The following is a 26,477-nucleotide window of genomic DNA, read 5'->3' on the forward strand; positions in this document are numbered from 1 at the left end:
TTGATAAAGAAAAGCCCTGCTATTTTTAGCAGGGCTTTTTTTTTAATCATTTTTTTATGCAACTTTGTTGATATACTAACTAGGTCCACTGTGCAAAATTGTAGTTTTGTATGTGGTAAATTTTAACCTTAACATGTTTATGAATAGAACTCACTTCAAGCTAATTGCAGCATTTTTGGTCGGAACAACTTTTCTGTCAGCAAAAGCGCAAGAAACCTTATTGCTTCGAAATCCAAGTATAAGCGCTAATAATATCGCTTTTGTCTATGGTGGAGATATTTGGATTGCTGACAAAAATGGCAGTAATCCGAGACGACTAACAACCAATCCTGGTGTAGAACAGAATCCGATGTTTTCTCCTGATGGTAAGAAAGTGGCATTTACAGGCAACTATGACGGAAATACCGACGTCTATGTAATACCTGTAGCAGGAGGTGAACCCAAGCGTATCACTTATCATCCCTCTTCGGATGTATTACGTGGATGGCTCAACAATGATGAAGTATACTATACAACATCGCGAGATTTTACCTATGCTTTAAGTCCGCGATTATATAGTTCCAATATACAAATGTCAGGAATGGACAAGGCATTGATGATGCCTGAAGCCACGCAAGGCAGCCCTTCTGCAGATGGTCGCTATTGGGCCTATATCAAGAATACCGATCCTACAGAAAGAGACCGGGTAGCCTTTAAACGTTATCGGGGTGGCGGTATGCCGACTATTTGGATCTTCGATACGAAAACCAAAGAAATAGAAGCAATTCCACAAGTTAAAAGCAATGACGTTAAGCCATTATGGTTGGGTACTAAGGTTTATTTCCTATCTGACCGCGATAAAATCGTTAATATCTTCAGTTATGATACCAAAACCAAGAAGGTAGATAAATTAACAGATTTCAAAGACTATGATGTGCGTTCGCTGAATGGGAATGGCACAGATTTGATTTTTGAATATGCTGGAGCACTAAATACGTTGAGTTTAAGCAATAATAAAGTAACTCCGCTGCATATTAGTGTAAACACGGATGTGATGTATAAAAGGCCGTATTATAAAGATATCAAGGATGATATACGCTATGCTACACTATCACCAACCGGTCAGCGCGCACTATTTGAGGCGAGAGGAGAAATATTTACAGTGCCTAAAGAAAAGGGCGAGGCTCGAAATTTATCAAATTCACCGGGTTCTCATGAGCGTTTTCCAGATTGGTCTCCAAACGGTAAATGGGTATCTTATATTTCAGACAAAAATGGATCTTATCAGTTGGTGCTGACAGATCAGTTCGGAAAAGATAAACCATTATATTTTAATTTGGGTGAAACTAATTTCTATTTTGAGCCGACTTGGTCGCCCGATTCAAAGAAATTATTTTACAATGATTCGCATCTCAATCTGTATTATATTGATATCGCTTCTAAAGCAGTTGTCAAAGTTGCTGATGATAAATTAAGTGGCCAAACAGGGCGGGTATCCAATCATTTCCAGCCAAGCTGGTCTCCAGATTCTAAATGGATATCCTTTATTCGTACGCTGGAAAATGGCGTACCTGCTGTATTCATGTACAATTTGGACACAAAGAAAACCCAGCAGATCACCGATGGTATGAGCTCTGCTCGTAGTACGGCATTCTCTCAAGACGGTAAATATTTATTTTTTACGGCAAGTACCAATACAGGTTTAACGAATTCTGGTTTACATATGTCCGCTGTACAGCGAAATGTAGACTATGCAGTTTATGCTTTTATTCTTTCGAGCAAAACGCCATCTTTCTTTAAAAATGATAGTGATGAGGAGCAAATCCGTGAAGAAAACGCAGATAAAAAGGAAGAAGGAGAAACTAATAAAAAGGAGCGCTTAAAAGAGAACGATAAGAAATCTCCTAAAAAAGATAAAAAGGAAGCCGCAGTGACAAGCAAGCCAATCGACAAATCTATTCAGGTTGATTTCGATCGTATAGAAAATAGAATTGTTGCGCTTCCTTTACCGGCAGGACCTTATTGGAACTTGAATGGTTTAGTACCTAATCAATTGACCTATCAACGCGGTGGAACGATTGGTGCCTATGATTTTAAGGAACTTGAAAACAAAACCTTAGTGGAAAATGCACGTAGTTACGTTATTAGTGCTGATGGTAAGAAAATGTTGTTCCAAACGGGAAATGGATTTAATATTGTAAATGCTGGACAAAAAGTTGCCTCACCTACTGCTGGAGAAATTAAATTAGCTGGAATCCAGCAACTGGTGGATCCTGCAGCGGAATGGAAGCAAGTGTTCAATGAAGTTTGGTCAATGCAAAAGGATTATTTTTATGTGGAAAATATGCATGGTGCCGATTGGAAAGCAATGAAAGCTAAATATGAAAAATTCCTACCTTTTGTCAACCATCGTTCTGATCTCGGTTATTTATTGAATGAAATGATGGGAGAAATGGTCGTAGGACATAATTATATTTATCCCGGAGATCAGCCTTCTACACCTTCAGTTTCTGTTGGTGTGCTTGGAGCTGATTATACGCTAAAGAATGGATACTATCAGATCGCTAAATTATTTACGCGTCTAGAATGGAATCCGTCTTTCAAAGCACCATTGGCTGAACCTGGATTGAACATCAAGGAAGGAGATTATATTGTTGCTGTGAATGGTACAGAATTGACTGAAGATAAAGATATCTATAGCCTATTTGACAATACTGTCGGGAAGCAAGTGATGCTCAAGATCAATTCAAAACCTTCATTGGTTGGCGCACGTGAAGTCATCGTTAAACCGATTTCTTTTGGTGATGAAATGAACTTGCGTAGCATGGAATGGGTAGAGCGAAACCGTAAAAGAGTGAATGATTTGAGTAATGGCCAAATAGCTTACGTGTACATGCCGAACACCGGTCCTGAGGGGTATACTTATTTCAATCGTTATTACTTCGCTCAGATGGATAAAAAGGCTCTTCTGATGGACGAAAGGAACAATGGTGGTGGATGGGTTGCTGATTATGTGATCGACCTCTTGTCCCGCGAGTTAATTGCCGGCTGGGGCATTCGTGATGGAAAAGGATTCACGACACCCGGTAACGGTATTTATGGACCGAAAGCCATGATCATCAATGAAAATGCCGGTTCTGGCGGTGATATGATGCCTTATATGTTCCGTTTTAAAGGCTTGGGCAAATTGGTGGGGCGCACCACAATGGGAATCTTAGTGGGTATCAGTGGTTATCCTCCATTGCTGGATGGAGGCCGGATAACATCTCCAAACTTCGGTGTGTATGACCTCAAAGGAAATTGGATCATCGAAAATGAAGGCGTTGCTCCGGATGTTTTTATCGAACAATTGCCGAAAGATCTTTTGGAAGGTCGTGATCCTCAACTGGAGAAAACAGTGAAAATACTGTTGGATGAAATGAAAACTTATCCATACAAAAATCTTCAGAAGCCAGCAGACCCAGTTCGGGTAAATTAATGAGATACGCATCAAAAAGGGCTTTGAAAATTTTCAAAGCCCTTTTTGATGCGATTAGATCATATACAATAGCAACTTTTGATGATTTTGAATGGATCAGCATTCGGCTATTTATTGGCTTTACCTGCTTTTATTGTTATCTTTAGCGTATATTTAATACATATGTTTCCAGCGCAAACTACCCACCCTTTTCAATCGTTGTTGCGGTTGATTTTAATGGTTATCGGTTTTACTTTCATATCACAAGTAGTCTATTTTATCGCGTTGTTTTTTTATTATAAAATGACGGGACAGGTTTTTTCATTAGCGGCGGTCATGAATGGATCGGCCAATGAAATGCGCCTTTTATTGTTAATGAGTAGTTTAGGATCATTTGTGATTCCTGCTTATTTGATGGATACGCGGGAGGGCTATGGAATTAAGTATTTCCGTCTTGATGATAAGCCTAACGCAATACAGTTTGCCTATATCTTTCTGGCTATGCTTGCTTTTATGCCGGTGATGAATTTGATCGGTCACTGGAATGAGTCGTTAAAACTTCCAGAGAATATGAAATCGGTACAGCTTTGGATGGAACAGAGTGAAAAGGATTCCGGAGATCTTATTCGGGGTATTATTATGGAATCGAGCATTCTTGGTTTTCTGTTCAATATCATTGTGTTGGCGCTGATACCTGCCATCGGAGAGGAATTGTTATTTCGAGGTGTTTTACAAAATATAGTCGGAAGATGGTTGCATAATCCCCACGTTGTTATCTGGATTGTAGCGGTTATTTTTAGTGCAATACATCTGCAATTTTTTGGTTTTGTACCCCGCTTGCTCTTGGGTGCTTTTTTTGGTTATCTCTATCTATGGAGCAAAAACATCCTATTGCCCATCTTCGGGCATTTTGTTAACAATGCGGGAGCTACGGTTATCTCATTCTATTATGCTAGGCAAGGAAAAAGCTATGATGAGCTCAATGCATTTGAGTTACAATCTTGGTGGATATATCTTGTAGCCTTCATTTTTACTCTTATTTTTGTACTCTTATTTTATCGAACCACCCAAAAAGAAAACAATGGAGAACGATTGGAAAAAAATTAAAACATATACAAATGCTATTCAGGCAGAGATAGTCAAACAAATGTTGGAAGAGCATGGAATTCCTGCTGTTGTTTTGAATAAGCAAGATTCTTCTTATCTATTTGGAAAAATTGAACTTTATGTCAACGAAGGATCTATCGAAATGGCTGAACGACTAATTGAAGAAGCAGAAGGGGATATTAATTTATGAAAACAAGAGCAATAACAGGAGTAATCTTTGTAGCTGTCATGATAGCAGCCACTCTTTTTGGGGCATACGTTTACTCCATCTTTTTTACATTGCTCAGTACATGGTGCCTTTATGAATTTTATGGGATCGTTTCGTCGGATGAACGCGCTCCAAATAAATGGTTAGGCATACTATTGGCTTTGCTGCTATTTATTTTAGGTTCATTGATTTCATTGGACCTATTAAATGTTAAGTTTTTGGCGCTGATGATTCCTATTGTAAGCGTGACTTATATTGTTTCACTTTTTCAGAAACGAAAGTTCCCTTTTAACGACATCGCCTATACTTTTTTGGGTATAGCTTATGTTACACTGCCTTTTTTCCTATTTTCCAAACTAGGGTTTATGCAGGGTAGTTTTAATTATGTGCTTCCCTTAGGTTTTTTAATTTTATTGTGGACAAATGATACTGGCGCATATTTGGCTGGACGAAGCTTTGGAAAGCGTAAATTATTTGAAAGAATTTCGCCTAAAAAGACATGGGAAGGTTTTTTCGGGGGATTGATTTTGGCTATTGTTGCCGCGGTGAATCTGGAGAAGTATTTCAGTTATTTACCGCTTTGGCAATGGATAACTGTTGCGGTAATTATTAGCGTTGTGGGTACATTGGGGGATTTGGTCGAGTCTATGTTAAAGCGTAGCCTACAGGTCAAAGACTCGGGTAATATATTACCTGGGCATGGAGGGTTTTTGGATAGATTTGACGGATTGTTATTGGCTGCGCCAATGGTCTATGTTTTCTTAATTTTAATTAATTGATCGTAATATGAGTCACATTCAAAAATCTACTTTTGATTTTTTGACGGAATTGAAAGCTAATAATTCTCGGGAATGGTTTGCTGATAACAGGGCAAAGTATGAAGCCGCATTAGTTGATGTAAGAAGCTTTTTAACGGATTTAATTGCGGCTTTAAGTGAGTTTGATCCTAAAATTAATACCACCATACAGGCCAGCAAATGTCTATTTCGGATTTACCGCGATACGCGTTTTTCAACGGATAAAACACCTTACAAAAGCTGGTTTGGTGCAGGGATATCTGTAGATGGGAGAAAGCTACAAGGACCAGAGTACTATATCCATATCGGTGCGGAAAATTCATTTATAGCATGTGGCTACTGGCGACCTGAAAAGCAACATTTAGAAGCAATTAGGCAAGAAATCGATTATAATGGTGGTAAGCTAGATGATATTTTGAAAGAGGTGTTGTCCGAAAATAAAATTGCGTTATTTAAAGAGGATCTGTTAAAACGTGCTCCTGCTGGTTATAACGAAGATAATCCTTTTATTGACCTGATCAAATTAAAGAGCTTTGTGTTGGACAGATCGTTAACTGTAAAAGAGCTATCTGCGAAAAATGCACTGGATAATATCGTGGCGTCTTATAAAAGTATGCTTCCTTTCAAGGAGTTTTTACAAGAAGCCATCGATACAGAATAACTATTCGGGTAAGCTAATTTTACCCATACATACAGCGGGAGAATCTTTGATATACGCTACATTGGATTTGTTGCCCGCTAGGGTTTCGTTTGCCAATAGCGCAAAGAGAACGGCTTCTTTTGCATCAGGATCTATACCTAATGTTGCAAAACTTTGCACCTTACACGTTGGTAAACTTGTTTTGATATAATCAAACAGCAAAGGATTATGTAGCCCTCCGCCGCTGATATAAACGGCGATATCGGATAGACCTTCAGTCTGGCTGCGAATTCCATTAACCATCGCTTGAGCAGCGAAACGATTAAGGGTAGCCATGACATCTTTGTGAGGCAGATCTGTTGTCTTAGAGCTATGCTGTGCTCGTTGGAGATAGGTCAGATTAAATAGTTCTGGGCCAGTAGTTTTTGGAAAGGGTAGTGTTAGAAACTCTTCCGCCAAAAGCTGATTCAATAAATCTTCATTTACACAGCCAGTTTTTGCCATCTGAGCATCCTTGTCCATTTCTGTATCAAAGTGCGTCTTCATGTATTGATTCATCATGGTATTTCCCGGGCCTAGGTCAGTAGCATATGCTTTCAACTTGGTTTGGTGGCTTGGGATAAATGTGAAATTAGAAATCCCTCCAATATTCAGTAAGAAACGATTTTCTGTCGGATGTGAAAAAAGTAGGTAGTCGCCATAAGCTGCTAAAGGTGCCCCCTCTCCCCCTGCAGCGATATGCTTCTGTCTAAAGTCTGATAGGGTTATGATACCTGTATGCACTGCAATATGATCCCCATCTCCGATCTGTAAGGTACTATTTGGCCAATTTTGATCTTTTGTCAACGATTTGGGAGCATGGTAAACTGTCTGTCCATGACTGGCTATACAATCAATCTCACTGTTCGCAATATTCCATTGTTTTAAAGCTGCATTGATTAAATTTGCATGGGTTATTCCAATGTAGGCATTGAGTCCGGAAAAGAGCTGCTGATCGATATGGCGTTTTGCAAAAACTTCTCGAACTCGTGTCCTAAATTCGTCGTCATACTCCATGGTAGAAAATTTCTCCAGCTGTATTTTTGTTATTTTTCCTGCATGCTCTATGCGGCATAGTGCAATGTCTAACCCATCTAGTGAAGTGCCGGACATCAGGCCAATAATGAGTCGCGCTTTCTTTCGTGAAATTTGGTAAAGTCTTTCGATTTGAAGATTCATAGCTTAAAATTAAGCACAAAAATGTTATGATGAATATCATTTTTGACAATTGAAGATATTTTGTAACTTCACGGCATTAAAAATCAAAAAATTAAATACAATGAATTTTCCAGCAGAATTGAAATACACCAAAGATCACGAATGGATTCGTGTTGAAGGTGATGAAGCAGTTGTAGGGATTACTGATTTCGCTCAACGTGAATTGGGAGACATCGTTTTTGTTGACATTAACACTGTAGGTGATGAAATTGCCGCAAATGAAGTTTTCGGAACAATTGAAGCGGTAAAAACTGTTTCTGATTTGTTTTTGCCTGTATCAGCTACAATTTTATCTGTTAATGAGGCTATTGATGCATCTCCTGAGTTGGTCAATTCTGATCCGTATGGAGAAGGTTGGATTGTTCGTATTAAATTGAACAACGCTGCTGATGTAGACGCTTTGTTCACCGCTGAGCAATACAAAGAAGAGATTAACGCGTAGTTTAAAACTATCTATATGAAATAGGGACCAACAGGTCCCTATTTTTTTGTTCTAATCGATGGTTTATTGACTTTTTAATGTGGTCTTTATTTTGGCTTCCGGCATATCTACATCACTTATCATTTCGGTTGCCTTGGTAAGACAGGTTTTTTTATCCAAAACATAAAAACCTTGGAGATTGCCGACCTGGTTTGCATCAGGACCAAACATCTTTCCTTCCACATTTACTTTGTAACCAAGCTCATTTGCCTCGATTAATGTCATTTTGCTTTCTACCATTATTCCTGAATCATCAGATTCTGTTTTTGATGTCCATGAATCTCCGATGGTAACAGGTTGCTCAGGTAATACAGTGCTGATATTTTCGAACATACTTTTGTCAAACGGCATATTGATGCCTTCAGGTAATTTGATATCCGACGACTTACCAAGTTGGTTTACATTGAAGGTTATATTATTTTCTAGCAGCTTGCCTAACGTAGCATGCATCTGCTTAGAAAAATCATTAGCTTCTGGATTTTTTGAGTCATATGCCATGTCCATTCCTGCCATATTCATTTTCATATTGATTCCTGTGTATTTTAAATCAAATGCGAATGAATTATCTTTTGTTGCTGTATTGGTTATATCAAACCCCATGTTGAGATCTGTAGTCATTTTTTGACCAGCGGCATCGATGTCCATGGTCATACTCAGGTTTTGTGAAATCTTTTTTCCTGCATCCGGATTTACGCGTAGTGTATATTTCTTTTGTGCGGAAGCCGCGAGAACAAAGAAAGCAAATACCGCGATCAATGAGGTTATTCTTAATTTTTTCATATCTATAATTTTTATGTTTTTATCAGTAATAATTGGGCAATTTAAATATATAAAAAAATCCCTTCTACGTGGTAAAAGGGATTTGGGTTTTTTATAATTAACAAAAATTACTTTTTGATATAAGATACTTCTTTAACAGCTTTTACAACTTTTTCGACGTTAGGCAGAGCCGCTTCGATTAATGTTGGTGCGTAAGGAAGTGGTACATCGGCACAATTTACGCGTATTACAGGCGCATCTAGGTAGTCAAATGCATTGCGTTGAACATTGAATGCTAAATCTGTAGAAATAGATGCCAATGGCCATGCTTCTTCTACAATCACTAAGCGATTCGTTTTCTTAACAGATGCGATGATTGTTGGGTAATCAATTGGACGTACGGAACGCAAATCGATTAATTCAACGCTGATACCTTCTTTTTTCAATTCTTCAACTGCAGGAATGACAACGCGAGGAAGCATTTTACCAAAAGATACAACAGTTACATCTGTACCTTCCTGGATGATATTAGCTTTTCCGATTTCCAAGTAATATTCTTCTTCAGGAACTTGTCCTTTATCGCCGTACATTACTTCAGACTCCATAAAGATGACAGGATCTGGATCTATAATCGATGATTTTAATAGACCTTTAGCTTCATATGGGTTAGAAGGTACCACGACTTTTAAACCTGGTGTATTTGCAAACCAGTTCTCGAAGTTTTGAGAGTGTTGAGCTGCAAGTTGGCCAGCATTTCCTGTAGGACCACGAAAGACCATTGGAATAGAGAACTGTCCACCACTCATTGAGTGGATTTTTGCAGCTGCATTGATCACTTGGTCGATAGCAACAAGTGAAAAATTGAATGTCATGAATTCCACAATAGGTTTTAAACCATTCATTGCCGCTCCAACAGCAATACCCGCAAAACCAAGTTCAGCAATAGGTGTATCAATGATACGTTTTGCGCCGAATTCATCAAGCATACCCTGACTCACTTTGTAAGCTCCGTTATACTCAGCAACTTCTTCTCCTAATAAAAATATTTTGTCGTCTTTACGCATTTCTTCGTTCATTGCTTCACGAAGTGCTTCTCTGAATTGTATTTCTCTCATCAGTTGTAAAATAGTGTCAATTTTTAGATTACAAATCTACTATTTAAAATTGATATTTTGAAGATTTGAACACGCTAATTGTATAGTTTTATGTCATTTTTTAAGATGTAAATGACTTTCATATTAAATTTTTAAATATAAGTTGCTCAGATATTCCAATGTTTTTATAAGTGCCTTATTACTATTCATGATAGCTAACGGAATGTTCCACGTGGCACGGTTCCTTTTTTCTACGTAATTAGAAATACCGCGAATCTCTATAACGGGAACAGTCATTTTGTCCGCAGCATAGAAAACAGCAGCTCCCTCCATACTTTCTACGAGACTATTGGGATGGAGCTTTTGAATTTTTTCGATGCTTTCTGTATGACCATGTACTTTGTTTACGGTAATGCCCTCCCCCTGTTTTAGAAATGGGAGACGAAGCTCTTTGTCAGCTAATAAGCACGAGGAAAATTTAGATTTTCCGTAGCCCAATTGGTCTATTGGAATAAAGTTATTACCGTCTTCCGCGCCAAGCTCAACGAATGACTCTGAAACCACTTGGATGACCGAACCTATTTCAACATGCCGATCCAGACATCCCCCTATTCCTATATTAATAAGAAGATCATATTTTTTTTCATGAAGTGCTCTTCCTAGCGCAAAGGCTGTGGCCACCATGCCAACACCAGTGATGAGGGTATCGCATCGATCGTATGTTGATGCCACTTCCAGGAACGGCTGCAATTCAAATGAAGTAGCCGCAATAACTAATATTTGCATGACGAACTCTTTTTTGAGGGAAAAATACAAATTATCTTGTGCGCAAAAGTATTTTAAAACAAAATATAGTACTTGGTATTCGTCCAACTGACAGATCTGACTTTGATTTATACATAGGATGATTTGGCTTTTGCTAACAATATCATTGCTGATAAGCGCGGTAAAACGGCATTCTTTTCAGCATTTAAAAGTTAGGAATAGCCACTGCTTTATTATACATTAATAGCGGTTTAATAGCTATTTAGTTTAGCTTTTAATTAGGTATAATATAGGTTGAACCTAAACTAACCCTAAGTTAACCCTAACTTAACCCTAAACTAAACCCAACTAAATACACAATCAGATAATAACAAAAATTACATAAAAGAGCCAATATATAAACACTGCTATTCTCATAAAGAGTAAGCAACGTTCGGTTTCAAATTTTAGCCATGCGTTCTCTAACAGGTTAAGACTTAGATTATGTAACTTTTATCGCTTTTGAATGAAGAATGGCATAGGCACTTCATTATATTACGGTATTCTGACGGCATTCCTCAAATTGAAATGTTAAAATTGCGCCTAAAGCCTTATCTTTGTATTATTATGGTATTTATAACTCGTCGTGAACGTTTCTGTGCTGCGCACAAGCTCTATCGTGAAGACTGGAGTGAGGAGCAGAATGAACAGGTTTTTGGTCTTTGTGCCAATCCGAATTGGCATGGACATAATTATGATCTTTATGTCACAGTTAAAGGAAATGTTAATCCAGAAACTGGTTTTTTGATTGACCTAAAGATGATGAAGGAAATTATCAATCGTAGCATCATCGATAAGGTAGACCACCGTAATTTTAATTTAGATGTTGATTTTATGCAGGGTGTGATGGCTTCAACTGAAAATATCGCAATCGAGATATTTAAGATTCTAAAACCCTTGTTTGATGAACAGGGAGTAATTTTACATAGTGTCCGTTTGCACGAAACAGAAAATAATTACGTCGAATATTTTGGCGATTAAACTTTAATACATTTAAATAGTAGAAACTATGAGTCAGCACTCATTTGACAACGAAGAGTTGGATGGATATATTAAGATCGACAAATACAATACTGAAAAGGTAGAACGAATCGCTTCTCATTATACCGATATATTGGCATGTCTTGGGGAAGATCCCAAACGTGAAGGTTTAGTAAAGACGCCAGAGCGTGTTGCGAAAGCGTTGCAATTTTTGACACATGGCTATGATATTGATGCTGGAGAGGTATTACGTGGAGCGATGTTTGAAGAAGACTATAGTCAAATGGTTGTCGTCAAAGATATTGAAGTCTATTCTCTTTGTGAACACCACATGTTGCCTTTTTTCGGTAAAGCCCATATAGCTTATATTCCTAACGGACATATTGTTGGATTGAGTAAAATACCGCGTGTCGTTGATATTTTTGCACGTCGTCTTCAGGTTCAGGAGAGGCTCACTAATGAAATCAGGGACTGTATCCAAGAAACTTTGGGGGCGCTGGGCGTAGCTGTAGTCATGGAATGTAAACACATGTGTATGGCAATGCGTGGCGTACAGAAACAAAATTCTGTGACAACAACTTCTGCATTTACAGGAACTTTTCAAAATGATGTAACGCGATCCGAATTCTTACGCTTGATCACAGCTGATCTTGCGTAATACCGGTATGGTGCAATAATAAAAAAGCCTTCTAAAATATGATATTTTAGAAGGCTTTTTCTTTGGGGAAATTGTGATCTGAAATAAAATTTTAAAATTGACGATGTTGGGTTTTTATGCATTTGAGGCAATTTTAAAAAAACGTCCTTTACAAAAGTTTTATTGTATTTGTTTGATAATCAGGTTTTAGTAAAAAAAAGTTTTTATACTAAATATGTTTTTTGGTACCTTTGCGGTTATGGAAATTGTTGGCAGCGATTTAGAGTCCTATTTGGAACATACTACAGACGAAGAAAATTCGTTACTGAAAATGGTAAATCGGGACACTTATTTGAAGGAAACAATGCCCCATATGTTATCTGGACATTACCAGGGAAGAGTTCTTTCTTTATTGAGTAAATTGGTTGCTCCCAAGCGTATTTTAGAGATTGGGACTTTTACGGGATACGCAACTTTATGTCTCGCTGAAGGGCTGAAGGAAGATGGTCTATTACATACCATTGATATCAATGCAGAGCAGCAAGAAAGGGTTCAAGGTTATTTTGATGAATCGCCATTTGCTGACAAAATCAGATATCACATTGGCGATGCGGCGGTGATACTACCAACATTGAATGAAACATTCGATCTAGTATTTATCGACGCAGACAAGAAGAGAAATTTATTTTATTTCGAAACGATAATAAATCAAGTTCCGTCTGGGGGACTTATTTTGATTGACAATGTCTTATGGAAAGGTAAGGTATTGGATTCAAAACCAGACAACCAAACAAAGCAGATCATTGATTTGAATGCACGTTTAGCTCAGGACAAGCGCGTAGAAAAGGTGATATTACCAATTCGAGACGGACTTTTTGTATTACGCAAGAAGTAATTTGTGAACTAAAACATTCTTCATGAATTTAAAACAATTAAAAAGCTTTGTACTGATACTAGCTTTGGGAACTTTTGGATTAACAAAGGTTTCGGCTCAAAGTAATGCGGCATATGTCGATAAGTACAGTCCAATAGCAAAAGAAATGATGGAGGAACATGGTGTTCCGGCATCGGTTATCTTAGCCATCGCCATGCATGAAAGCGGAAATGGTGGTAGCAGGGTAGCAAAGAATTTGAATAACCATTTTGGTGTCAAAGGAAAGAACAATAGTACCGTTATTCGGTCAGCTTACAAAGGTTATCGGTCAGTATTGGACTCGTACGATGATTTTGTAGGAATAGTGAAAAGAAAAAAGACTACTCAAAGTCTTTTTGATAAGCATCCGGGTGAAAAATACGAGGCTTGGGTAAAAGCGATAGCTCGTTCGGGGTACTCGACGAGTAAAGGTTGGACTGCAAAAGTACTCGCTACAATTAGACAATATCATTTGGATATGTTTGATCATGATGCTAAGCAAAACAAATTCTCGTCAACAAAAAAATAAGCACTAAGCACAACATTACTGCATGAAGAAGTTTTTTTATGGCATGTTTGTACTCATGATGTTGGTTACATCATGTTCAAGTCGGAGGGGCACGTTATCGTCCCCTAAATCTGGCTCCAATTCAAAAACTTCTTCATCTCCTTCTGTTGGGCGGCCCACCATGGCAGGGAACGATTACATCAGTCATTACAAACAGGTGGCCATTGCAGAAATGAACAGATACGGTATCCCCGCCAGCATTAAACTTGCTCAGGCACTGCTTGAATCAGGCAATGGGAATAGTTATCTGGCGCGCGAGGCGAATAATCATTTTGGTATTAAATGTGGCGGAGTGTGGAAAGGAAAATCCGTAACCCGCCCTGATGATAATATTAATGATTGCTTTCGTGTTTATGACAGTCCCGAACAATCGTTTCGAGATCATTCTGAATTTCTGTTGAGGCCTCGGTATGCAGCGCTCTTTAAATTGGATAAGAATGATTATAAAGGTTGGGCTAAAGGCTTGAAAGCAGCCGGGTACGCCACCAATCCACGTTATCCTGAATTGCTCATCGAAATGATCGAAAGATATCATCTTGATCAATACGACCGCGGTGAATCGCCGCGTGAAAAAGTTGTTCGAGAAGAAACGGTGCAGGTAGAAATCGTTCAGAATGTACAAGAAGCCCCCCCCTCGGTTGTAAAAACAGAAGCCATCAAGAGCCCCGTAGCCATGCGTATTCATGAGGTTAAAGCTCAAGATACGTTGTATTCGCTCAGTAAGCTATATAATGTATCTGTCGATCAGATTAAGGCTTTGAATGGTCTTACCGATGATGCGCTATCGTTGGGGCAGCTTTTGGTTATATCTAAATAGTTACGTTTTAAAAGATGTTAAATATTTCACTTTTGTATCGCTATATAGTAGTTTTACGATAGTGATATTAATACGATATATTTTTCTACTTATTGCCATTGGGGCTTCGACTTCTGCACTTTTTTGTCAAGATAAAAAAGTGGAGGGGATTGTCTTTGATAAAAATACCAAACAGCGTATTGGGAATGTCAAGCTTGCCAACTTGCGAACAGGAGAGGTGAATTATAATACAATCAAAGGTGAATTTGTCTTTAATGCACAGTTAGGAGATCATATCGTCGCGATGAGTAAGGGGTACTTTTCAGATACGCTTCTTGTAGATGAACGTGGATTATTACTTTTTCATTTGGTACGCGAAACTTTTTATATAGAGGAGGTTCAGGTTTACGCACGCAAAAGTCCCGAAGAAATTTTGGAAAAGGCAAAAGTGGATTATGAAAAGGCATATCGTTTGGCAGGTTATGGTGATGTATTTTCTGTAGGACCAAATGGCGCTGGTTTAAGTATCAATTCAATCTACAGCTTATTTAGCAAAGAGGCCAAACGGGCACGCCGATTGACTAAAACCATTGAAAACGATTATAAGGAAAATGTGATCGATTATAAATTTTCGAAGGAACTTATCAGTAAAGTAACTGGACTCAATAGTGAAGAATCGGAGCGATTTAGAAGGATATTCAGACCCTCCTATTTCTTTATTCTTGCAGCAAGCGATTATGAACTGGCAAATTACATCAAGAATTGCTATTCACGGTATCAATTGAATCCTTCACAATATTTTATTGAGCCTTTTCCAACAATTAATTATAAATTAGTACCGTAAACAAAAATAGACGTTTTCAGAATGAAGTTATTTAATTTTGTCGGCATGGCTATGCTCTGCCTTTCTATTACTGGCATACAGGCACAGGATCTGAAAGATCTTAGAGCAAAACCAGATACCGTAATTTCCGTACAGAAAGAGCAACCTTTAAATATTAAAACTATTCGTCCTGTCGTTCCCAAACTGAACCTAGAAGTAGACTATTGGAAACATTGGACAAAATTTGGGATCAATTTAAATCAGGCATCATTTAATGATAATTGGAAAGGGGGCGGTGTCGGTTCTATTGCTGTTGGGTTGAATGCCAATCATAAATCGGATTATACCAGAGATAATTTCAATTTCGTGACTGAAGTTGATTTACGTTATGGAAAAATAAAGAACACCAATAATATTGCGAAGAAAAATAATGACCGTATATTTTGGGATAATAAGCTTTCTTATAAATTGTCTGCCAATTGGGCTTTGTTTACATCGGTGACCTTTGAGTCTCAGTTTGACGCAGGGTATAAGTATAAAACGATCAATGGTAGGGATACCATTGATTATATCGAGAATGCTTTTATGGCGCCAGCCTATCTGACGGAGTCTTTCGGTCTTGAGTACAAGCCCAGCAATGAATTCTCGTTACGTTTTGGTACAGGTACTGCTCGTCAGACCTTTATTTTGGATGATCGCGTTAGACCTCGCTCTGGGGAGGGTTTCTTCGCAAAGTATGGATATTATAGAGATCCAAACAATCCAAGTGTAGGTACCGGCGAAAGATTCGGTGTAAAGGAAGATCGAACTTTTGCAAATGCACTGGCATTCCAGCTAACGGGTAATTTGGACAAAAACTTCACAGATAAATTGAATGTAAAGGCGCGTTATAATCTTTTTGCGGATTATGAGAAACTTTCCGATCCAACGCACCGTTTAGATGTAACCGTAACAGCGAAAGTTACCCGTGTAATCAATGTGAACTTGAATGGTATTATGATTTATGATCCAGATGTTATTTCCAAGGTGCAATTGAGTCAGTCCTTGGCAATGGGAATTGTATATAGTTTACCAAAATAATGATTAGACCTGTGTCAGTAGGAATATTACTGTGCTCATTGCTTTCTTTGGCAAGTTGTAAGTCGAAGGTGCAGCCGGCGATTTTGAAACCGTTGGTAACATCTTTTGCTTCTCCGGTGGTTTTGGAGCCGCAGATTGTGACTAAGCCGGATACCAGTTTATTGACACCAGAGGAAAGAAAGATCATCTTTTTGCAGAAATCGGGAAGCCATTCTTATTGGCGTCAAGAAGAGGCTATTCATTATGATGTACGCAAGCCAAACTTTGTTATTATCCACCACACCGCGCAAGATAGCATCGGTCAGACAATTAAAACTTTTCAGATCCCGAGAACTAAGGTGAGTTCACATTATATTATTGGCCGAAATGGGGAGATTATACAAATGTTAAACGATTATGTCCGCTCTTGGCATGCTGGGGTTGCTAAATGGGGTTCTATCGTAGATATGAACTCATGTTCTATCGGTATTGAGCTAGATAATAATGGTAGAGAACCTTTTCCTGATGCACAAATTAATTCATTGATGACGGTGCTGGATACCTTGAAGTCTCGCTATTTAATACCGACAAATAATTTTATTGGGCATGCCGATATCGCTCCAGCAAGGAAGAACGATCCAAGTGTGTTTTTCCCCTGGAAAAAGCTGGCGGACCGGGGTTTTGGAATTTGGTATGATGAAGGGCAACTTGTTGCCCCCCCAGAAGGTTTTAATGCGATAGATGCGCTTAAAATTATCGGTTACGATACGTCTAATCTTAAAGCTGCGATTGTTGCCTTTAAAAGAAAGTTTGTTGTAAGGGATACAACACCCGAACTGACCATATACGATAAGAGCGTATTGTACAACATTTATAAAAAATATTAAACCTGTACAATCGTGCTTTTCGTTTTATTAGTATTGAATTTTATCATCTACCAATGCGCTTTTTTTTACGCCCAGCTGTAGGAGATAAGCGATCAGCATGACGGCGAGACAGCCAATAAGATTTAACCATAGAAACGGTATTTTATCCATTAACCAAATACCAATCACGATCACTTCTGAAAGTATAGCGGCAATAAAAACTGCTTTTCCCCTGATTTTGCTCATATAGAAGGCTACAATAAAAATACCTAGGATCGTCCCATAGAATAAGGAACCTAAGATATTGACTGCTTCGAGAAGATTACCCAACCTATTCGCATATAAGGCTACAAGGATAGTAAATATGCCCCAAATCAGGGTAAATAGACGAGACCACAGCAGATCTTGTCTTTCAGATGATTTACGGTTAATGAATCTTTTGTAGATATCAATTGTTGTTGTGGAAGCTAATGAATTAATAGCGCTTGCGGTTGATCCCATTGATGCGAGAAAGATAACTGCTATTAGCAACCCGATTAACCCTTTCGGAAATACAGTCGTTACGAAGGACAGAAACACATAATTATTGTCGTTCGTTTCCGCACTGGGATTGTTTTTTTTAATCAAGTCTATGGTTCGGTCTTTAACCTGCTGCATTTGCGCGTTTAGTTGGCCCAATGCTGTGCGAGCATGAGCAATACTTTTTGTGTCATCCTGCTCTAAGGCTATATTAAGCTGCTGAACAGCAGACTCACGCGCTTTAAACAGTTCGTTATGTTTCTGTTCGAAGATTTGATACTCAGGAGCGTATTTGCTTTCCTTGAGGTTTTTTACTTCAACTTGGTTAAAAAAGATAGGCGGCTGATGGAACTGATAATAGGCAAATACAAGAATTCCGATCAGGAGAATTGCAAATTGCATAGGTATCTTTAATAAACCATTCATAATTAATCCCATCCGGCTTTCTCTGATGGATGCTCCAGTTAAATACCTTCCGACTTGGCTCTGATCTGTTCCGAAATAAGAAAGCTGTAGAAAAAATCCTCCAATTAACCCTGTCCAAATTGTATAGTTATTGTTCAGATCAAAAGTAAAGTCCAACGCATTTGTTTTCCCTGATTTTCCTGCTATATGCAGTGCTTTTGAGAGGCCAATATCCTGTGGTAGCAGATGAATGACCAATATCCCGGCAATAAGTAAAGACGCAAAAATAATGCTCATTTGGAGCAATTGAGTATGGGATACAGCTTTGGTTCCGCCATAAGTTGTATAGATAACAACAAAACTTCCTATTGCCAAGGTCGTCCAAGTAAGGTCAATATGTAGTATGGTCGATATAATCAGCGCCGGAGCAAATATGGTAATACCCGTTGAAATACCGCGTTGAATGAGGAAAAGAATAGCGGTGAGGCCTCTGGTCCTTACATCAAAGCGTTTTTCTAGAAATTCGTAAGCTGTAAATACTTTCAGCTTATGAAAAATGGGGATAAATGTTATGCAGAGGACAATCATGGCCAGCGGTAGGCCGAAATAGAATTGAACGAAACTCATTCCTGAAGAATAAGCTAGTCCGGGTGCAGAAAGGAAAGTAATGGCGCTTGCTTGAGTCGCCATTACTGACAATCCGACGTGATACCAGGGTAAAGAACGATTACCCAGAAGGTATCCATCAATATTTTTTATGCCTCTACTCTTGTAAACGCCATACACGACAATAACTAAGAGTGTCAGAAATAAAACGATCCAATCTGCTGTACTCATGAATAGTGGTTCGTGAAAATGTACAGAAAAAGGATGAATACAAATAGCCAGATAACGACCAACCAGTAGAAACGTTTCCAGCTATTCATCGTTGTTATCTATCGGAAGGCTTCTGAGGATAGATGACGCTATTAAAAATAGCGGCAATAATCAATCCGACAGCGGCACCTCCAAAGATGCTTAAAAATGTCTCGTTTGCAGTGAATCCAATTAATGCACCAAATACTACAGCAACTAAAAGAATGATTCCTTTTGCTTTGCCAGCATCAATTGTCGTGCAGCTGTTGTCAATCTGATTTTCCATTATTCTATTATTTTGATTTTGATAACAAATTTACAAATAATCTGTAAGCTCCGGGAATTCCTGCAGGTAATTGTCTGAAAAAAGACAAAGATGTATAAACAAATTTACCTTTTCCATAGTGTGAAACTAGTAATGATCCATTATGTAGCGCCTCACCCGGGTCTTGCATGGTAATAGGCGTACGATATCTTTTATCAATATCTTCGGCAAAATATAGTCCCCGCTCCTGTACCCAGTGTTGAAAGTCAGCTTCGCTGATTTTGTTTGGGTAATTGAAAATAGGATCGTTTTTATCAAAATGCACTGTTGCTTTTTCGTCCGTTACCCGGCTTCTGCCAATACTAAAAGGAAAGGGACCAAAGTTTTTTGCTATCATTCCGTTATTTACATTGTATTGTTCTAGAACTGTACCCCCCATTTTCACATACGCAAGTACTTTGTTTTGAAGCTGCGCAATCTGTTTATTGACGTTGAATATCCGTACACCAAATATTACTGCGTCATAGGTGGAGAGATCTGCTTTCAACGCCTGTTCGTTACTTAGCACATCAACTTTTATACCAATGGCAACAAGCGATTCAGGAATTAGATCCCCTGCCCCATGAATGTATGCGACGTTCTTTACGTCGTTGATCAGGTTGATGTTGCTCATTTTTATAGCCGCATCTGGGAAATAAACGATATCAGGTATATGGTTGTACTCGATGGACTTTATCTCTTTCAATCGTTCTTTATTATTCAAAACAAACCCAAGGGTATCTATGGAAGATTGGGTAGCATCGGATGGTTTTATGCTGATTTCCCTAGAGATTATACGTTCACTTTCTTTAAAAGATAAATCAAAAGATGCTGGTAAAACTTCCCAGCCTTTTGGTATGTTGGGTTTTACATGAAATGTAGTAGCGCCTATTTGTCCGTTTTTCTGAAAAGTCAGATTCACTTTGACCGTTCGGGCATTTTGGGTAAGCGCCAGAGAACTCGAACTTTTAGCCGTTAATGGTGGTAGGATTACGATCGGGTTGTAGATTTCACCACGGACAGGGTCGGTGTATTTATACTTTATAAGCTGATTGATTGTGATGGGCTGGCCATTGATCCGAATTTCAATAGATACACTTGGAGCATCAGGATTTTCGGGATATCCGGTAAGATTGAAATCACTAATATTAAATTTACCTTTTCCATGCGGTTCCATCAGCCAGTAGGGTTGTGTTGTCCTATCGGCGATGACAAGCATAGTGTCTTTTTGCAACCTATTTGTTTTCAGTGTGTCATGAATGCTATTTCCGTTTAGCTGAGTCAGCTCAACTGTTATATTTGGACGGCGGACAATAATAGAATGATCCACTTTTATCTCATCTCCCAAGGCATAGGATGAATTTCTAGCAACACTTTCGAACCAAATTCCACCACAAGCAAGAATCAGTTTTTCAACTTCCTTTTTCTTCTCCGTTTTCCAGTATTCATCATCAATTTCATCCAGTATTTTGTATAGTTTGATCAGTTCTGTAATGATCAATTCCGGTTTATCAATTTGATATATCTGATTAATGTGGTCAATTAAGGGTTGGACTTTATTGCCGTTTTTCACTCTTTTCCAGGAAGTGTCTACATTATCCAGTAGTGTCTTCTCTGCAGGTACACCGTCGACGAATTCAAAATATTCAATTGATGAGCCGCGTTGGCTTGCCGACCCGAAGCCTTGACTTTTGTGTGAAGAGCGGCTGTGGGCAGCAATCTCGCCATAGGAGGCTCCTAATAGGGAATTGTAATCTCCAATATCTATTTTTAACTGATCTTCACGGGTATTGTTTTGACCGCCAAAATTAGCCGTATTCCAAAGGAGACGTTTCGCCTGCCAAGGACTTACAAATTGAAGTTGTTCTGAAAATTGATTAGGATCTGCAGCGGCTTTAAAAGCTTCTTGCGCTAGAATAGCGGAAGCTTGATGATGGCCATGGCCACCCCTTGAATCGGGAGGAAAACGTGTAATAATTACATCGGGCCTAAATTTTCGGATGATCCATACGGCCTCTCCAAGAACACGTTTTTTATCCCAAAATTCGAAAGTTTCTTCTGGGGTTTTCGAGAATCCGAAGTCATAGGCGGAGGAAAAAAATTGCTCACCTTTATCAATTTTTCGAGCAGCCAGTAATTCTTGCGTTCGAATCAAGCCAAGCTCAATACCCTGTTCTGTTCCGATCAGATTTTGTCCCCCATCGCCTCTAGTTAACGATAAGTAAGCTGTCTTATATTTCTTTTCTTGGGCTAACCATGCAATCAATCGGGTATTCTCGTCATCGGGGTGTGCCGCAAAATAGAGTACCGATCCCAATGTGTTAAGTTTTTCCAGATTAAGTTTTATTTCAGCAGCATCCCACTGTGGATTTTGTGCTTTAACGCTTGAAGTTGACAAAATACCCGCCAAAATTATGATAACAGAGATAAAAGGTCTTCGCATTTTTAAAGATAAAGATTTTGCTTAACAACGGATTGTTGATTATTGTAATTTTATTGAAAGTCTTTAAAGTTTGATTGATCCCTATGTATACCATTGCGCAAAGGTTATCATGCTGATTAGGCTTAGGCCAATACAAAGTGTAGGTTTCAGTTATACATAAAAGCGCTGTAAAATCATATTCGTCGATGCTTAAACAGATAATATGAGCACAGAATAAAAAAACGGAAATCCCAATCAAGTTGGAATTTCCGTTTAACAATTAAAATATTTTTTCCTGAAACGAATTTTTAGAGAATAGTTATTTTGTCGCTTCGCTCCAAGTGGCAACCTTTAACATAGTAAATATATGTAGAAAATATTGAGTTCTGTCAGATTACTTTAATTAGTTTTCCACATCGCTAAATTTTGTCAACATTTTAGCTTTTGGGAAATGTATAATATATCGTTACCATACCTTAAGCGACTATAGTACCGCGACACTTATTGTTTAATAGACAGACTGCTATCTTCATACGATCTAAACAACGTCGTAAGATTTGCTTCATAGTTTGGGCAAACTGGAATTGATATTCATCGCTATACTTCAAACGTTCAAAAAAGATTTAGACACATTAAAGAAAGTTTCAAAATCATACTTTTAAGCAAAAGCTATTTATCAATGGCACCAAGAACACGTTTCATAAATAAATTTAACGCGTCTTTTTTGGAATGACCTTCTTTAATTAATTTATCAACCTCTACCGCTCCATAAAGGTTTGAAATCAATTCACCAAGAACGTCTAGTTCCTCATCTTTCAAAGGAGCCTCTGTTAATGCTTCCAGTGTCTCTATGGTCTCTAGGACGTAGTCTACATCATTTTGCTCGATGAATTCTGTTAAATGCTTAATTACTGGAAGTTTCATTGAATAATTCTACTAATGCGTCCAACTTATTTGTTTGTACTTGATTAACCAATTTACCGTTCTTAAAGGCAGCAAAAGTTGGTAAATTATTCACGTTTGCTAATTTGCGAGATTCAGGAAATTTTTCTGCATCAGCGATTACAAAAGGCACACTTTCATTTTCGCCTGCTAACTTTTTGAATTTTGGTTTCATTATTTTGCAATTACCACACCAGGTAGCGGAATATTGAACCATAACAATATCGTTGCTATTTACAATTTCTTGTAAATTATCGTTTTCTAATTCTTGTAACATGATTTTATTATTAAGGTGATTGATGGAAGTCAACAGGAATCAGGAGCGACTCCTGTTGACGAGACTTGTCGTCTTCGTATTTTGTTAGTGTTTCGCTAAATAGTCAGCTACACCTTTTCTATCTGCGTTCATGGCATCTTTACCTTCTTCCCAATTTGCAGGACATACTTCACCGAATTTTTGTACGTGTGCATAGGCATCGATCAGACGTAAATATTCTTTAACGTTACGACCTAAAGGCATATCGTTTACCGACTCGTGGAATACGCGACCCGTTTCGTCGATCAAATAGGTTGCTCTGTAAGTGACAGCAGAACCTTGTGCTAATGTGCCGTATTCAGGGTGTTCAACTTCTTGAACATCTAATATTCCCAATATACTTGATAAGTTACGGTTTGTATCTGCTAAGATCGGGTATTCAACACCTTCAATACCGCCGTTATCTTTTGCTGTGTTTAACCAGGCGAAGTGCACTTCATTTGTGTCACAAGAAGCTCCGATTAAGATTGTATTGCGTTTTTCAAACTCGGCAGCTGCCTCTTGGAAAGCGTGTAACTCAGTAGGACATACGAAAGTGAAGTCTTTTGGATACCAAAATAAAAGCACTTTTTTACCTTCTTTGGTAGCTTTTTCAAAAATGTTAATTTGTAAATTATCGCCTAAATAATCGATTGCATCTACTGTAATGCTTGGAAAACTTTTACCTGTGAAACTCATAATATATCTTTCTTTTTTTGTTGCTACAAAGATACGGCAACTTCGGCCAAAAAGCGAATTGATTTTGCCAATACACTATCGTCAAAATCTATTTTGACTCGATTATAGCAATAAATTTTTATTATAATAATGATGCGTTAATCCAATGATCAGGCGACCGATTGAATACCTTTAAAAAATAAATAGATTAATAATGCGGTAGTTACAAATTTATGAACTTAAATAATTGCAGTTTTGCAAATCAAAACCTACTTTTGCGCTGTTCAAGTTGAGAACAACACAATGCTGGAGGGGTTCCAGAGCGGTCAAATGGGACGGACTGTAAATCCGTTGCTTCGGCTTCGAAGGTTCGAATCCTTCTCCCTCCACATTTTTTTTTCTTACCAAATTCCATTTCATCGTATAAGTTTTAAGTTTGTTTGCGTGTTAATTATTGCAGATTACATGAAATTCTTTGATGAGGTTTTTGGGAATAGCCAACGTCAATGGCTTGAATAAAGCTAGTCCATTTAGGTCAAGACCTTCCTCAGGAAAAAAATATCTCCCGATTTGAGGCTTACTATTGACTTATTTATAAAATAAGATTAAGTTTGGCTTCTGAAATGGCCCCGTAGTTCAACGGATAGAATAGATGTTTCCTAAACATTTGATAGCAGTTCGATTCTGCTCGGGGCTACAATAAAGAAAGCGATGGATTACCATCGCTTTCTTTGTTTCATAGGCTTTTTATTTTGGTATCAAAATTAAATCGTAATAGAATTGTCAATTTTTAATAATATTTCTATATTAGAATAATCAAATGATAATACAACAATTTTATCATTGGCTTTAATATAGATTGAATGGGAAAATTTTTAGTATACCAATTTAGAAGGGTATATGCAGCTAATCCTGCTTTTTTTGTTTTCTTTTCCATTTGGGTGTTTCTATTGACCTTTTCGGTGGCTTTTGTTCCCAAGGCTGATTCGTTTCATTTTATAAACTCACACCACGCTTTTTGGGCAGATATTCTCTTTACCATATACACCTATTTTGGGGATGGTCTCTTTGTTATCGCTGTTTTTATTGCTTACTGCTGTATGCAGCAATGGAATTGTGCTCGAGCTATACTCGGTACATATATCTTTTCGGGCGTCATCTGCTGTATGCTTAAAAATCTTTTCCATGTGGATAGGCCGGCCAGCGTATTTCATGGAGATCCAACATTCCATGTCGTCTCTTGGCTGCCTGTAGCCTACATCAATTCGTTTCCTTCAGGCCATACAACTTCAGCCTTTGCGATGTCAGCCACGATAGCAATTGTCTCAAAAAATAGATCTTTTGGGATTCTTACCTTTGTTTTTGCGGCATTAACTGCATACTCGCGTGTGTATTTAGGGCAGCATTTTGTAATAGATGTATGGTTTGGCTCGATGTTGGGCACGGTTACGGCTTGCATTTATCTGCTGGCAATGCCCTATGTTTTAAAAAGTAAACGCATGTCATTTAGCCTACGATTTCTTCAGGTCAAGTTTTAGATCGAAATTTCGATCAGCTGCTTCTTCGGAAAATTAGGCGGGGCTTGTTTCTTTAAATAAAGAGAGCCGCCCTACCATAAAAAACATTAAAAGGCCGAAGCAGGCAAAAATACCGTAGGAATAGCGCAGGCTAAACGCTTCGGCAATATAGCCAATTAAAGGTGGCCCCATTAAAAATCCTAGGTAACTGATGCTTGAAACCATGGCTAAAGCTACGCCTGAAGGTACATTTTTGTTTTGTCCGGCAAGGCTATAGATCGAAGGAACGTTGCAGGCTACGCCTATACCTACCAACATAAATGCTAAGGTACAGATGATAAATTCAGGGTAAATAACCGAGGTCATCATTCCGATGAACATTAACAGTCCACTGTATTGCAGCGTTCTTTTTCGACCTAATTTACGGATGACCGCATCGCCAACAAAACGACCTGTGGCCATCATGATCATAAAAGAAGCGTATCCAACGACAACAAATTTTTCGGGCGCTTGTACGATTTCTTTAAAATATACCCCACTCCAGTCAAACATTGCTCCCTCTGTTGCCATACTGAAAAAGCCAATAATACCGAGTTGAAGTAGTCCGCCTTCTGGTTTAGCGAAGAAACTGCGTTTTTCCTTTTGGGGAGATTTTCCTGGCACCAGATACTTGTGATTGATTAGCGTATTCCCGATGACAATGATTAATATGAGTAAGAAATGGGAGAACGTATTCAGTCCGAAGTTCATCGTCAATAAACCGACTAAAGCTCCAGTAAAGCCTGCGATACTCCAAGCGCCGTGAAAAGAGGTCATAATTGATTTTTTGAAAATCTGTTCGGTGGCTACTCCTTGCGTATTAACCGAAATATTACACATATTACCGCTTACCCCGAATAGAAGCAATATAGCCCCCAATTGCCAAGCATTCTGTGCAAAAGGTATGGAACATAACACCAGCGCATAGGCAATGGGTACAATGCGTAAAACACTGGCGCTACCATATTTTGTGACCAGCTTTCCTGAGAGTGCCATCGTAGCGAGTTGCCCAACAGGAAGCATTAATAATATGGTACCTAATTGCCCTTCACTTAAGTTAAGATGTGCTTTAATAATTGGAATGCGACTTGCCCAGGATGCAAACGCAATTCCTTGGCAAAAAAAGAAAAGTGAAACCGCGATTCTTATACGATTTCGCTTCTTATAAAGATCTTCTTCTGAGTGAGTTAACGTTGCGTCCATAGTTTCTGATTTGAGGGTGCAAAGTTAAGGATAAGTATTTCATTAAAGAATATATTGAGTCAAAAAATACGT

26 protein-coding genes and 2 tRNA genes are annotated in these 26,477 nt (G+C 38.3%); 17 read left to right on the top strand and 11 right to left on the bottom strand.

Annotated elements, in window-relative coordinates; all coding sequences use genetic code 11:
- The first annotated feature begins 139 nt into the window (after positions 1-139).
- The 5 genes from J2X77_RS04295 (at position 140) to J2X77_RS04315 (ending at position 6,209) form a co-directional block, all read left to right on the top strand.
- Entirely contained in the window at positions 140-3,457 is a 3,318-nt protein-coding gene (locus tag J2X77_RS04295; RefSeq protein ID WP_310079272.1) for a PDZ domain-containing protein, read from the top strand.
- Positions 3,458-3,739: 282 nt separating this feature from the next.
- Positions 3,740-4,543, top strand: coding sequence for a CPBP family intramembrane glutamic endopeptidase (locus J2X77_RS04300; protein WP_310079274.1), 804 nt, complete (start codon positions 3,740-3,742; stop codon positions 4,541-4,543).
- The gene (locus tag J2X77_RS04305) at positions 4,518-4,733 is read left to right on the top strand and encodes a DUF2007 domain-containing protein (protein WP_209576943.1); all 216 of its coding nucleotides are present in this window, start codon (positions 4,518-4,520) and stop codon (positions 4,731-4,733) included. The genes J2X77_RS04300 and J2X77_RS04305 overlap by 26 nt, the downstream gene beginning before the upstream one ends.
- Positions 4,730-5,530 (top strand): phosphatidate cytidylyltransferase, encoded by an 801-nt coding sequence (locus tag J2X77_RS04310; protein WP_209576942.1) that lies wholly within the window; start codon positions 4,730-4,732, stop codon positions 5,528-5,530. Before J2X77_RS04305 ends, J2X77_RS04310 begins: the two co-directional genes overlap by 4 nt.
- Before the next feature lie 7 nt (positions 5,531-5,537).
- Entirely contained in the window at positions 5,538-6,209 is a 672-nt protein-coding gene (locus J2X77_RS04315) for a DUF2461 domain-containing protein (protein WP_209576940.1), read from the top strand.
- Here the strand turns inward: J2X77_RS04315 and J2X77_RS04320 are convergent, their stop codons facing one another.
- On the bottom strand, positions 6,210-7,406 hold the full coding sequence (locus tag J2X77_RS04320; RefSeq protein WP_310079277.1) for an anhydro-N-acetylmuramic acid kinase: 1,197 nt from the start codon (positions 7,404-7,406) through the stop codon (positions 6,210-6,212).
- A gap of 100 nt (positions 7,407-7,506) precedes the next feature.
- Between J2X77_RS04320 and gcvH the strand changes: the two genes are divergently transcribed.
- On the top strand, positions 7,507-7,887 hold the full coding sequence (gcvH, locus tag J2X77_RS04325; RefSeq protein ID WP_209576936.1) for a glycine cleavage system protein GcvH: 381 nt from the start codon (positions 7,507-7,509) through the stop codon (positions 7,885-7,887).
- Between the two features lie 63 nt (positions 7,888-7,950).
- Here gcvH and J2X77_RS04330 read toward each other — a convergent pair whose 3' ends face one another.
- The 3 genes from J2X77_RS04330 to mqnB all read right to left on the bottom strand — a co-directional run bounded on the left by J2X77_RS04330 (position 7,951) and on the right by mqnB (position 10,565).
- Positions 7,951-8,706 (bottom strand): DUF6263 family protein, encoded by a 756-nt coding sequence (locus J2X77_RS04330; RefSeq protein ID WP_209576934.1) that lies wholly within the window; start codon positions 8,704-8,706, stop codon positions 7,951-7,953.
- A 107-nt stretch (positions 8,707-8,813) separates the two neighbouring features.
- On the bottom strand, positions 8,814-9,800 hold the full coding sequence (locus J2X77_RS04335; protein WP_209576932.1) for a pyruvate dehydrogenase complex E1 component subunit beta: 987 nt from the start codon (positions 9,798-9,800) through the stop codon (positions 8,814-8,816).
- Between the two features lie 123 nt (positions 9,801-9,923).
- A complete protein-coding gene (gene mqnB, locus J2X77_RS04340) occupies positions 9,924-10,565 on the bottom strand; it encodes a futalosine hydrolase (protein ID WP_209576930.1) in 642 nt (213 codons plus the stop codon).
- 585 nt (positions 10,566-11,150) lie between these two features.
- Here mqnB and J2X77_RS04345 point away from each other — a divergent pair.
- The 8 genes from J2X77_RS04345 (at position 11,151) to J2X77_RS04380 (ending at position 17,247) form a co-directional block, all read left to right on the top strand.
- On the top strand, positions 11,151-11,564 hold the full coding sequence (locus J2X77_RS04345; RefSeq protein ID WP_209576927.1) for a 6-carboxytetrahydropterin synthase: 414 nt from the start codon (positions 11,151-11,153) through the stop codon (positions 11,562-11,564).
- Between the two features lie 28 nt (positions 11,565-11,592).
- Positions 11,593-12,222: a GTP cyclohydrolase I FolE gene (gene folE, locus J2X77_RS04350; RefSeq protein ID WP_310079280.1), complete on the top strand. Its 630-nt coding sequence runs from the start codon at positions 11,593-11,595 to the stop codon at positions 12,220-12,222.
- A gap of 238 nt (positions 12,223-12,460) precedes the next feature.
- On the top strand, positions 12,461-13,096 hold the full coding sequence (locus J2X77_RS04355) for an O-methyltransferase (RefSeq protein ID WP_209577373.1): 636 nt from the start codon (positions 12,461-12,463) through the stop codon (positions 13,094-13,096).
- 22 nt (positions 13,097-13,118) lie between these two features.
- On the top strand, positions 13,119-13,643 hold the full coding sequence (locus J2X77_RS04360) for a glucosaminidase domain-containing protein (RefSeq protein ID WP_293886488.1): 525 nt from the start codon (positions 13,119-13,121) through the stop codon (positions 13,641-13,643).
- Positions 13,644-13,665: 22 nt separating this feature from the next.
- Positions 13,666-14,499 (top strand): glucosaminidase domain-containing protein, encoded by an 834-nt coding sequence (locus tag J2X77_RS04365; RefSeq protein ID WP_307184431.1) that lies wholly within the window; start codon positions 13,666-13,668, stop codon positions 14,497-14,499.
- Between the two features lie 61 nt (positions 14,500-14,560).
- Positions 14,561-15,322, top strand: a complete 762-nt coding sequence (locus J2X77_RS04370; RefSeq protein WP_209576920.1) for a hypothetical protein — start codon at positions 14,561-14,563, stop codon at positions 15,320-15,322.
- A gap of 21 nt (positions 15,323-15,343) precedes the next feature.
- On the top strand, positions 15,344-16,381 hold the full coding sequence (locus tag J2X77_RS04375) for a DUF3078 domain-containing protein (protein ID WP_293886486.1): 1,038 nt from the start codon (positions 15,344-15,346) through the stop codon (positions 16,379-16,381).
- On the top strand, positions 16,381-17,247 hold the full coding sequence (locus J2X77_RS04380) for an N-acetylmuramoyl-L-alanine amidase (protein ID WP_310079285.1): 867 nt from the start codon (positions 16,381-16,383) through the stop codon (positions 17,245-17,247). The genes J2X77_RS04375 and J2X77_RS04380 overlap by 1 nt, the downstream gene beginning before the upstream one ends.
- Before the next feature lie 27 nt (positions 17,248-17,274).
- On the opposite strand, the gene J2X77_RS04385 is transcribed toward J2X77_RS04380, so the two are convergent.
- From J2X77_RS04385 to J2X77_RS04410, 6 genes are all read right to left on the bottom strand, one after another.
- A complete protein-coding gene (locus tag J2X77_RS04385) occupies positions 17,275-18,987 on the bottom strand; it encodes a sodium:solute symporter (protein ID WP_310079287.1) in 1,713 nt (570 codons plus the stop codon).
- Positions 18,988-19,081: 94 nt separating this feature from the next.
- Positions 19,082-19,291: a hypothetical protein gene (locus J2X77_RS04390; RefSeq protein ID WP_075990403.1), complete on the bottom strand. Its 210-nt coding sequence runs from the start codon at positions 19,289-19,291 to the stop codon at positions 19,082-19,084.
- 7 nt (positions 19,292-19,298) lie between these two features.
- Positions 19,299-21,752: a PIG-L family deacetylase gene (locus tag J2X77_RS04395; RefSeq protein WP_310079289.1), complete on the bottom strand. Its 2,454-nt coding sequence runs from the start codon at positions 21,750-21,752 to the stop codon at positions 19,299-19,301.
- 648 nt (positions 21,753-22,400) lie between these two features.
- Positions 22,401-22,655, bottom strand: coding sequence for a DUF6952 family protein (locus J2X77_RS04400; protein ID WP_209576910.1), 255 nt, complete (start codon positions 22,653-22,655; stop codon positions 22,401-22,403).
- A complete protein-coding gene (locus tag J2X77_RS04405; protein WP_209576908.1) occupies positions 22,636-22,950 on the bottom strand; it encodes a co-chaperone YbbN in 315 nt (104 codons plus the stop codon). Before J2X77_RS04405 ends, J2X77_RS04400 begins: the two co-directional genes overlap by 20 nt.
- 84 nt (positions 22,951-23,034) lie before the next feature.
- Positions 23,035-23,667, bottom strand: a complete 633-nt coding sequence (locus J2X77_RS04410; RefSeq protein WP_209576906.1) for a peroxiredoxin — start codon at positions 23,665-23,667, stop codon at positions 23,035-23,037.
- Positions 23,668-23,954: 287 nt separating this feature from the next.
- On the opposite strand from J2X77_RS04410, the gene J2X77_RS04415 reads away from it, so the two are divergent.
- The 3 genes from J2X77_RS04415 to J2X77_RS04425 all read left to right on the top strand — a co-directional run bounded on the left by J2X77_RS04415 (position 23,955) and on the right by J2X77_RS04425 (position 25,184).
- A tRNA-Tyr gene (locus J2X77_RS04415) sits at positions 23,955-24,035 on the top strand.
- Positions 24,036-24,271: 236 nt separating this feature from the next.
- A tRNA-Arg gene (locus J2X77_RS04420) sits at positions 24,272-24,343 on the top strand.
- 166 nt (positions 24,344-24,509) lie between these two features.
- A complete protein-coding gene (locus tag J2X77_RS04425) occupies positions 24,510-25,184 on the top strand; it encodes a phosphatase PAP2 family protein (RefSeq protein WP_310079292.1) in 675 nt (224 codons plus the stop codon).
- Between the two features lie 33 nt (positions 25,185-25,217).
- Here J2X77_RS04425 and J2X77_RS04430 read toward each other — a convergent pair whose 3' ends face one another.
- The gene (locus J2X77_RS04430) at positions 25,218-26,405 is read right to left on the bottom strand and encodes an MFS transporter (protein WP_310079294.1); all 1,188 of its coding nucleotides are present in this window, start codon (positions 26,403-26,405) and stop codon (positions 25,218-25,220) included.
- Between the last annotated feature and the right edge of the window lie 72 nt (positions 26,406-26,477).

The sequence above is a fragment of the Sphingobacterium sp. 2149 genome, assembly GCF_031455655.1.
Classification (GTDB): domain Bacteria; phylum Bacteroidota; class Bacteroidia; order Sphingobacteriales; family Sphingobacteriaceae; genus Sphingobacterium.